Consider the following 8,992-nt stretch of genomic DNA (forward strand, 5'->3'; position numbering starts at 1 on the left):
GAGAAGCTTGGGATGCCACCTCCTCAAAAACCGTTCGGACGGTCGCGATGCCTAACGCTCTGGCTTGGAGAAAAAGCACGAGATCCGGTCAGGGGTGCGACTGCGTGGAAGCCGCCGTTGCGGCCCGCAGCGTACTCTTGAGGGACTCAAAGAACGCAGCGGGCCCACGGATACGCCTTTCGCCGCCTCAATGGCGCGCCTTGCTCGCACGGCTGAAGCAGGCGCCGTCAGGGGGTGAGGGTCGCTGCTAGGGCCTTCTTGCTGATCTTGCCTACTGGGGTTCTGGGGAAGGTGTCCACCTGTTCTAGGCGGTCGGGCCATTTGTAGGCGGCTAGGCCTCGGGTGCGGAGGAAGTCCTTCAGGTCTTTCAGGGTTGGGGGGTCGGCCTGCTCGCGGATCACTAGGAACGCGCAGGTGCGTTCGCCCATTACCTCGTCGGGGATGCCTACTACGGCCGCGTCGTGGATCGCCGGGTGGGCCAGGAGGTGGTTCTCCAGTTCCTCGGCGGAGACCTTGTCGCCGCCTCGGTTGATCTGGTCCTTCTCGCGGCCCTCGACGATGAGGTGGCCGGACGGGAGTTGGCGGACGAGGTCGCCCGTCCGGTAGAAGCCGTCCGGGGTGAAGGCTCGCCGGTTGTGTTCCGGTGCGCGGTAGTAGCCACGCAGCGTGTACGGGCCGCGGGTGAGGAGTTCGCCGACCTCGCCGGGCGGGACCGGGGTGCCATTGCCGTCGACCACTTGGACTTCGTCGGCGGGCGAGAGCGGACGGCCCTGCGTCTGCTCGACCAGGTCGGACGGGTCGTCCAGGCGCGTGTAGTTCAGCAGGCCCTCGGCCATCCCGAACACCTGCTGGACGGCGCAACCCAGGACCTTCGGAACCTCGGCGGCGCGCTCGGCGGCGAACTTGGCGCCGCCGACCTGGAGGAGTTCGAGGGACGACAGGTCCTCGTCCGACCAGGAGACCGCGTCGAGCCAGAGGAGGGCGATCGGGGGGACGACCGCGCAGACGGTGGCGCGCTCGCGTTCGATCAGCGGGAACGCCTCGTCCGGCGAACCGGAGGGGGCGAGGACGACGGTGCCGCCGGTCGCGAACACGCCGAGGATGCCGGGGCAGGCGAGGGCGAAGTTGTGCGCGGCGGGCAGCACCACCAGGTAGACGGTCTCCGAGGTGAAGCCGCAGACTTCGGCGCTGGCCTCCAGGTTGTAGACGTAGTCGCGGTGCGTCCGGGGGATCAGTTTCGGCAGGCCGGTCGTGCCGCCTGAGAGGAGGAGGACGCCGATATCGGACGGGGCCGGGCGCTCAGGAACGTCGACCGGGTCGATGTCGAGCGAGGCCAGGGGCGTGAACTCCTGCGCGTCGCCCTCCACGACGACGTGTTCGACCGGGAGGGTGCGGGCCATCGCGCGGTAGTCGAAGTCGCCGTCGCGGTCCGCGCAGACGTAGGCGCGTGCTTCGGCGAGTTCGCAGAGGTAGCGGATCTCGCTTTCGCGGTGGGCGGGCAGCGCGAGGACGGGTGCGGCGCCGATCCGCACCAGGGCGAGGAACGTCACGACGAAGCCGGCGGAGTTCGCGAGTTGGACGACGACGCGGTCGCCGCGGCGGACGCCGAGGCGCAGGAAGCCCGCGGCGGTCCGGTCGGCGCGGCGGTCGAGGTCGGCGTAGGTGAGGCGTTCGGAGCCCGCGACCAGTGCGGTGCGGGACGGGTCGCCGCGCAGGACGTCGCCGAGCAATGCGTCCTTCCAATAGCCCTCTGCCTCGTAGCGCGCCGCGAGGTCGGCGGGCCAGGGGGTGAAGCCGTCGGCGGTCATCGGCCGGCGAGCTGGGCGGGGGCGCCGGGGACCGGCTCGGCCGGGTCGGAGCCGAGGGCGACGATGCGGTTCGCGCCGTCCACGTGGACCACGCGCGGCTCGAAAGCGCGCAGCTCCGCGTCGTCGAGCGAGACGTAGGTGATGATGATGACGAGGTCGCCGGGCTGGACCTGGCGCGCGGCGGCGCCGTTGATGCCGATGACGCCGCTGCCGGCCTCGCCGGTGATGGCGTAGGTGACCAGGCGGGCGCCGTTGGTGATGTCGACGACGTGGACCTGCTCGCCCTCGACGATGCCCGCCGCCTCCATCAGGTCGGCGTCGATCGTCAGCGAGCCCACGTAGTGCAGGTCCGCCTGCGTCACGGTCGCACGGTGGATCTTTCCGTTCATCAGTATGCGCTGCACCGGGGTTCCGCCCTCTTTCTCAAGACCAACTAAGGCTAGGCTTACCTTAGCTACTCCCCCGGCAGAGGAGAACCCCGACGATGCTCGAGCGCTTCGCGATGGACATCGGCCCCCTGCGCACCAGCGGGCCGTTCCGCAACGTGTTCATCGCCCGCACGGTCTCGGTGTTCGGGATCGGGATGCTGATGGTCGCCGTCCCCGTGCAGGTCTACGACCTGACCGGCTCGACCGTGCAGGTCGGCGCGGTGTCCGCCGCCGAGGGGTTCGCCCTGCTGGTGGGCTTCCTGTGGGGCGGCGCGCTCGCCGACCGGCACGACCGGCGCGGGCTGATGCTGCACGCCCGGACGGCGGCCGGCATCGGGTTCGTGCTGCTGACCGTCAACGCGTTCCTGCCGTCGCCGTCGTCCGCCGCGCTGTACGTCCTGGCGGCGTGGGACGGGCTCGCGACCGGCGTCAGCGTCACCGCGCTGCTCGCCGCGACGCCCGCGCTCGTCGCGCCGGACAAGCTCGTCGCGGCGGGGGCGCTCAACGCGCTGACCGTCCGGCTCGGGTCGATGGCCTCCCCCGCGCTCGGCGGGCTCGTCGTGTCGGCGTTCGGCGTCGGCTGGAACTACGCGGCCGCCGCGGCGGGCACCCTCGGGACGCTGTTCCTGCTCACCGGCCTGCCGCCGCTCAGGCCCGCCGGCGAGGACGAGGCCGCGCGCAACCCGCTGAGGTCGATCGGGGACGGGCTCCGGTTCGTCGCCGGGCACCGGGTCGTCGGCTCGCTGATGCTGCTCGGGCTGCTGTTCATGGTCGCCGGTGGCATCCCGGTGCTGATGCCCGCGTTCGCCGAGCGCTCCCTCGACGGCGGCGCCGCCACCGTCGGCCTGCTCTACACGGCGCCCGCGTGCGGCGCGGTGCTCGCGTCCATCACCAGCGGGTGGGCGGGCGGGCTGCGCAGGCCCGGACTGGCGCTGCTCATCGCGTCCGTCACCGGCTTCGCCGCGCTCGCGTGTCTCGGTTTCGCCCGCCATCCCGCGGTCGCCGTGGCGATCATGTTCGGGTACGGGTTCGTCGCTTCCATCGAGGAGATCCTGCGGTACGGGCTGATCCAGTCGCACACCCCCGACTCGCACCTCGGACGGGTCAACGCGCTGTGGGCGGCGCAGGAGACCGGCGGCGGCGCGGTCGGGTCGCTCGGCGCGGGCGCCCTCGGCCGCGTCCTCGCGCCCGGCGCCGCGATCGTCGTCTACGGGACGGTCAGCGCCGCCCTCGCACTCGCCCTGGCCCTCACCCTGACGGGCCTCCGCACCGCCACCCTCGTCCCGTCCGCAGACCCGGTCAAAGAAGATGACACCGTCCCAGGGCAGGGAACCGTCACCGACCCGGCCTAAGCGGGGGCTGCGAAGGCGCTCAGGAAGGTGGTCACCGCGGATTCGGCGATGGCTTCGCGTTCGGCGCGGGAGATGCGCCGGGTGCCGAAGCGCGACCGCGCCTCCAGCGGGCCGGTGAGCAGCGCCGTGAGGTGCTCGGCGGCCAGCACCGGGTCGGACAGGCCGAGGCGGCCCTGCACGGCCAGCCGGGCGAGGCGGTCGGCGAGCGCCTGGGCGACCGGCTCGGCGACCCCGGTCTGCGTCAGGTCGAGCAGATCGGGGAACTGCGGGATCTCCGCGTACAGCAGGCGCCGCAGCGCCCAGGAGTGCGGGTCGCAGTAGCAGTCGATGAGGTGGGTCCCGACGTCGGCCAGCACGGCGGGCAGGTCGTCACCCGCCTCGGCCAGCGGGGCGAGCGCGGCAAGGTTGCGGGCCAGCGCCCGTTCCGACAGTGCGGCGATCGTCTGGCGGAACAGGGTCTCTTTGTCGCCGAAGTGGCTGTAGACCGTGGCCTTGGCGACTCCCGCCTCGGCGGCGATCTGGTCGACGCGGGCCTGCGGGTAGCCCTCGCGCGTGAAGACGCCGAACGCGGCGTCCAGGATGTCCTTGCGCTTGTCGATGCGGCCCCGGCCCGACTGTGGGCTCATGCCCCGATCATACCGAGGCGTCCGGCGAACCAGGCTGGTCAGTCTGGACGGACGCGCGTCTGGTGCTGTACTGGGTGAGCTGTTAATTTGAACTCATGAGTCTAGTTGGCGAGACCCGTCCGTTGAGGACCATCGTGATCACCGGCGGCACCGAAGGCATGGGGAGAGGGCTGGGCCTGTACTGCCTGGGACGTGGCGACCGGGTGGTCGTCATCGGCAGCAATCCGGATAAGGGCCGACGGTTCCTTCAAGAGGCTCGGGCCATCGGCGCGGGTGAGCGCGCCGTGTACATGCGGGCCGACTTGAGCCTGGTGGCCGAGAACCGGCGGGTCATCGCCGATATCGCGAACACCTACCCGGCCCTGGACGCCCTGGTACTGGCCGCGCGTTTCTACCGATCGACCCGCCATGAGACCGCCGAGGGCATCGAGCACAACTTCGCGCTGTTCCATCTCAGCCGGCATCTGCTCACCCACGGCCTCGCGGACCGGCTGGAGGACGGGGAACGGCCGGTGATCCTGGACCTGGCCGGTCCCGGCGGCGGCCTGTCGGCGATGAACTGGGACGACCTTCAGTTCGTCCGCGGCTACCGGCCGGACCGGGTCATGGCCCAGTGCGGCAAGCTCCGCGACCTGGCCGGCGTCGGGTTCACCGCCACGCACCCCGGCAGCCGGATCCGCTACGTCTTGGCGCATCCCGGCCTGACCACCACCGCCTTCACCGGCGACTACGACGAAGCCGACGCCGCGCTGGTCGCCGAGATGCGCGACCGGGGCCAGCCGGTCCACGTGGCGGTGGAGATGCTGCGACGCCACCTCGACGAGCCCGACCCGGAGCCCTTGAGCGCCTACATGCAGCACACCAAGATCTCCACCGATGGCGAGCCCTTCGATCCCGCCGCCGCACAGCGGCTGCTGGACATGACCGAGACCGTGCTCGCCGGGACTGGCCAGCCGGTCTGAAAGCCGAGAAGTCGGCGTGCCGCCCTCAGGAGGGCGGCCGTGCGGGCGGCACGCCGACGGTCAGCGGGCGGCGAGGCGGGTGGAGAGCTCGTCCTCGGTCATGTCCTCGACCTCCAGCCAGATGGCCGCGACGGCTTCGAGGCGGCCCGGCTCGTCCTCCAGCTCGGTGAAGCGGCGGCAGGCGCGGGCCACGGTCCGCTCGGAGAACAGGACGCGGACGGGCAGCGCCGTCGTGTCGAGCGCCTCCCGCAGCCGGGCGATCACGGCGGTGGCGAGGACGGAGTCGCCGCCGAGCGCGAAGAAGTCCGCGTCCGCGCCGACGCGGTCCTCCTCCAGCACCTCGGCGACGATCCGGGCCATCACCTTCTCCAGGGACGTCGCGGGCGCGACGTAGGCGGCGCCCGCGTCGCCCGCCTCGGCCGCGGCGAGCGCGGCGAGCGCCTTGCGGTCGACCTTGCCGTTCGCGGTCAGCGGCAGCTTCTCCAGCGGGACGATCAGCTCCGGGACCATGTGCGGCGGCAGCAGATCGCGTGCGCGCGCGAGGATCGCGTCGCGGTCGGCCTCGCCCGGGACGACCACCGCGGCCGCCAGCCGGCCGTTCGCGAGGAGCGCGACGGCGCGTTCCACGGACGGGTGGTCCGCCAGCGCCGCCTCCACCTCGCCCAGCTCGATGCGGAAGCCGCGGATCTTGACCTGGGAGTCGCGGCGGCCGAGGAATTCGAGGGTTCCGTCGGGCCGGTAGCGGGCGAGGTCACCCGTCCGGTACCAGCGTGTTCCCTCGTGGACGACGAACCGGTCGGCGGTGCGCTCCGGGTCGCCCACGTAGCCGCCGGCGACGCCGTGGCCGCCGATCCACAGCTCGCCGGTCACCCAGTCGGGGCGGTCGCGGCCGAGGTCGTCCACGACGCGGCAGGCGACGCCGCGCAGCGGCACCCCGTACGGGACGGCGCGCCAGTCGGCCGGGACCTCGCCCGCGACCTCCTGGACCGTCGAGTGGATCGCGGTCTCGGTCGTGCCGCCGAGCGCGACGAACCGGGCGTCCGGCGCGCGGTCGCGCAGCAGCGCGGGCAGGTGGACGCCGACCCAGTCGCCGCCGAGCAGCACGAGGCGCAGGCTCTCCGCCGGGCCGGAGCGCAGCAGCATCTCCAGCACCGACGGGACGCAGTTCAGCACCGTCACCGACCAGCGGGCGGCGAGCTCGGCCCAGCGCGCGGCGTCGCGGCGCTCGTCCTCGGACGGCAGGACCACCGCGCCGCCCGCCGTCCACGGAGCGAACAGGTCGAACACGGACAGGTCGAAGTCGAGCGCCGAGATGCCGAACGTGACGTCCGCGGGTCCGAGCGCGTACCGCTCGACGAGGTCGCCGATGGTGTTCATCGCGGCGCCGTGCGACACCTCGACGCCCTTCGGCTCGCCCGTCGACCCGGACGTGAACAGCACGTACGCGACCTCGCCCGGACGGACGGCGACCGGCGCGGCCAGCGGCTCCACGTCCGGGACCGCGCCGGTGGTCAGGGACGCGGCGACGCCCGCGCCCGCGCGGATGCGCTCGCGGCGCTCGGCGGGCTGCTCCACGCCGATCGGCACGTAGGCGGCGCCCGCGGCGAGGACGCCGAGGACCGCGGCGGCCTGCTCCGGGCCCTTCGGCAGCTCGACCGAGACGCGGTCACCCGGGCAGACGCCCTCGGCGGCGAGGAAGGCCGCGGTCCGCAGCGCGCGGTCCGCGAGTTCCCCGTAGGTCAGCGTCCCGTCGTCGCCCCAGTGCAGCGCGGGCGCGCCGGGACGGTTCCGGGCGTGCTCGAAGAAGCCCTCGGCGAGGGTCCGCGGCGGCGGGGGCGGGGTGGCGTTGAGCGCCTCCCGGACGCGCAGCGCCTCCGGCGTCGCGCCGATCCGGAGGGGCTCGTCCCAGTTCGCGCCGGGCGCGCCGAGCCGGGTGATCGCGCCGGTGTAGGCGTCGAACATCGCCTCGGCGACACCGTCAGGGAAGGCGGGACGGCGCACGTCCCAGTTCAGCAGCAGCCCCCCGGACACCTCGGTGACCTGGGCGTCCAGCAGCACCTGCGGGCCCTGCGAGATGATCCACGCGGGCTCGCCGAAGTGCTCGCGGACCTGGTCGCCGAACAGCTCGCCGAGGTTCAGCGCGCTCGTGTAGACGATCGGCGCGAGGACCTGCTCGCCGCGCAGCCGGGACAGGTCGCGCAGCACCTCCAGGCCGGAGTAGTCGCTGTGCGCGCCCGCGGTGTGCAGGCTCGCCTGGAGCGCGCGGGCGCGCTCGGCGAACGGCAGCTCCGCGGTGAGGTCGGCCTCCAGCATGATCGAGCCGGTGAAGTCGCCGACGACCGCGTCCACGTCCGGGTGGACGGGCTCGCGGTGGAACAGCGGCAGGTTCAGCAGGAACCGCGGCGCCGCCGACCAGGCGCCGATCACCTCGGCGAACACGGCGGCGAGCGCCATCGCCGGTGTCACGCCGTGGGAGTGCGCGCGGGCGAGGAACCGCTCCTTGTCCTCGGGCGACAGCCAGTGGTGCTTGCGCTCGACGCGGTTCCCCGGCTCGGCGACGACCGGCAGCTCGGGCGGCCCGGGCAGGTCGGCGAGGCGGTCCGCCCACCACTCGCGGTCCAGCTCGCGGGCCTCGGCGCGCGGGTCGTCGGCGAGGTAGCGCGCGTAGCCGTAGCGGATCGGCGCGAGCGACTCGCCCTCGTACAGCGCGGCGAGGTCGGCCAGCATGACGCGGTAGCTCATCGCGTCCGCGGCGACCATGTCGACGTCCAGGTGGAGGCGGGCCGTGCCGCCGGGAAGCAGGCTCAGCCGGGCGTCGAAGACCCGTCCGTCCTCGATCGGGAGCCGCTGCACGGACATCTCGTCCCGGACGCGCTCCAGCTCGGCTCCGGGATCGGCCGCGTCCCGCAGATCGTGGACGGTCACGGCGGGCTCGGGGCGCTCGGGCAGGATCCGCTGCGTCCCGTCGTCGGACACGGCGACGCGGAGCATCGGGTGCCGCCGCGCCAGCGCCCGGACGGCCTCCTCGAAACGGGCCGGGTCGATCGCCCGGCCGTCCAGCTCCACGTAAAGGTGCGCGGCGACGGACCCGAGCGCCTGCCCGGAGTCGCGGCCGATCCAGTACGCATGCTGCATGAGCGCCAGCGGGAACGGCTCGTCCGGCTCGGCCTCGGCACCGTCCCCGCCGGTCGCCGCCGCCTCGGCGGGCGCGGGGGAACTGGCCTGCGCGGGCGGAGCGGTCGGGCCGGCGGCGGGGTCGGTCTGGCCGCGTTCGGTGAGTAGGTTCCACCAGCCGGCGAGGGTGGGGCGCTCGGCGAGCTCGGCGAAGCGGATCTCGATGCCGCGGCGGCGCAGGCGGCCGGTCAGCTGCATGAGCCGGATCGAGTCCATTCCGAGCTCGATGAGGTTGTCGTCCGCCTCCGCCGGCTCCCCGAGCACGTCGGAGAGGGTGGTGCGCAGCTCTTCCCAGGTCAGCACGGAACTCCCTCTCGAATTAGGTAAGGCTAACCTAATTCACGGGTTTTTCCGGCGTCAACGGCCGCCGCGCGCGGGCGAGGGCGAGAGGGTCCGCGCGGCCGTCATGGCATGCCCCGCCGTCCCGTGGCGGCGAGCAGCCAGGCGAGGTACACGCCGCCGAGAACGCCGGTGACGACGCCCACCGGGATCGCGACCGGCAGGTGCAGCGAGATGAGGTCGCCGCAGGCCAGCAGCATCGCGCCGGTGAGGGCGGCGGGCAGCAGCTGCGCGCCGGCGCGGCGTGTCAGGCGCCGGGCGAGCTGCGGCGCGGCGAGCGCGACGAACGGCACGGGCCCGACG

The 8,992-nt window shown here is 73.1% G+C and carries 8 protein-coding genes; 3 read left to right on the forward strand and 5 right to left on the reverse strand.

Annotated features, from left to right (window positions below):
* Nucleotides 1-47 precede the first annotated feature (47 nt).
* On the forward strand, nucleotides 48-251 hold the full coding sequence (locus tag E1300_RS54040) for a DUF397 domain-containing protein (RefSeq protein WP_131759787.1): 204 nt from the start codon (nucleotides 48-50) through the stop codon (nucleotides 249-251).
* Here E1300_RS54040 and E1300_RS26515 read toward each other — a convergent pair.
* Together E1300_RS26515 and panD are read right to left on the reverse strand one after the other, a co-directional pair.
* Nucleotides 228-1,808 carry a (2,3-dihydroxybenzoyl)adenylate synthase gene (locus E1300_RS26515; RefSeq protein WP_131759788.1) on the reverse strand — a complete coding sequence of 527 codons (1,581 nt, stop codon included), beginning with the start codon at nucleotides 1,806-1,808 and terminating at the stop codon, nucleotides 228-230. The two genes, E1300_RS54040 and E1300_RS26515, sit on opposite strands and share 24 nt — an antisense overlap.
* Nucleotides 1,805-2,212, reverse strand: a complete 408-nt coding sequence (gene panD, locus E1300_RS26520; protein WP_131759789.1) for an aspartate 1-decarboxylase — start codon at nucleotides 2,210-2,212, stop codon at nucleotides 1,805-1,807. The genes E1300_RS26515 and panD overlap by 4 nt, the downstream gene beginning before the upstream one ends.
* A gap of 80 nt (nucleotides 2,213-2,292) precedes the next feature.
* Here panD and entS point away from each other — a divergent pair, with 80 nt between their 5' ends.
* Nucleotides 2,293-3,588: an enterobactin transporter EntS gene (gene entS, locus E1300_RS26525; RefSeq protein WP_131759790.1), complete on the forward strand. Its 1,296-nt coding sequence runs from the start codon at nucleotides 2,293-2,295 to the stop codon at nucleotides 3,586-3,588.
* Here entS and E1300_RS26530 read toward each other — a convergent pair.
* On the reverse strand, nucleotides 3,585-4,214 hold the full coding sequence (locus E1300_RS26530) for a TetR/AcrR family transcriptional regulator (RefSeq protein ID WP_131759791.1): 630 nt from the start codon (nucleotides 4,212-4,214) through the stop codon (nucleotides 3,585-3,587). The two genes, entS and E1300_RS26530, sit on opposite strands and share 4 nt — an antisense overlap.
* Nucleotides 4,215-4,336: 122 nt before the next feature.
* Here E1300_RS26530 and E1300_RS26535 point away from each other — a divergent pair, with 122 nt between their 5' ends.
* Nucleotides 4,337-5,176 carry an SDR family NAD(P)-dependent oxidoreductase gene (locus E1300_RS26535; protein WP_131759792.1) on the forward strand — a complete coding sequence of 280 codons (840 nt, stop codon included), beginning with the start codon at nucleotides 4,337-4,339 and terminating at the stop codon, nucleotides 5,174-5,176.
* A gap of 60 nt (nucleotides 5,177-5,236) precedes the next feature.
* Here the strand turns inward: E1300_RS26535 and E1300_RS26540 are convergent, their stop codons facing one another.
* Together E1300_RS26540 and E1300_RS26545 are read right to left on the reverse strand one after the other, a co-directional pair.
* Nucleotides 5,237-8,653 carry a non-ribosomal peptide synthetase gene (locus tag E1300_RS26540; RefSeq protein WP_131759793.1) on the reverse strand — a complete coding sequence of 1,139 codons (3,417 nt, stop codon included), beginning with the start codon at nucleotides 8,651-8,653 and terminating at the stop codon, nucleotides 5,237-5,239.
* A gap of 101 nt (nucleotides 8,654-8,754) precedes the next feature.
* The coding region (locus tag E1300_RS26545) for an iron chelate uptake ABC transporter family permease subunit (RefSeq protein WP_165503011.1) at nucleotides 8,755-8,992 on the reverse strand (238 nt) is incomplete at its 5' end.

The organism is Actinomadura fibrosa, from assembly GCF_900659615.1.
Classification (GTDB): Bacteria; Actinomycetota; Actinomycetes; order Streptosporangiales; family Streptosporangiaceae; genus Spirillospora; species Spirillospora fibrosa.

Excerpts from the sequence above, each read along its gene's own strand:
- E1300_RS54040 (WP_131759787.1), top strand. The coding sequence starts at position 48 with ATGCCTAACGCTCTGGCTTGGAGAAAAAGCACGAGATCCGGTCAGGGG.
- E1300_RS26515 (WP_131759788.1), bottom strand. The coding sequence starts at position 1,808 with ATGACCGCCGACGGCTTCACCCCCTGGCCCGCCGACCTCGCGGCGCGC.
- entS (WP_131759790.1), top strand. The coding sequence starts at position 2,293 with ATGCTCGAGCGCTTCGCGATGGACATCGGCCCCCTGCGCACCAGCGGG.
- E1300_RS26530 (WP_131759791.1), bottom strand. The coding sequence starts at position 4,214 with ATGAGCCCACAGTCGGGCCGGGGCCGCATCGACAAGCGCAAGGACATC.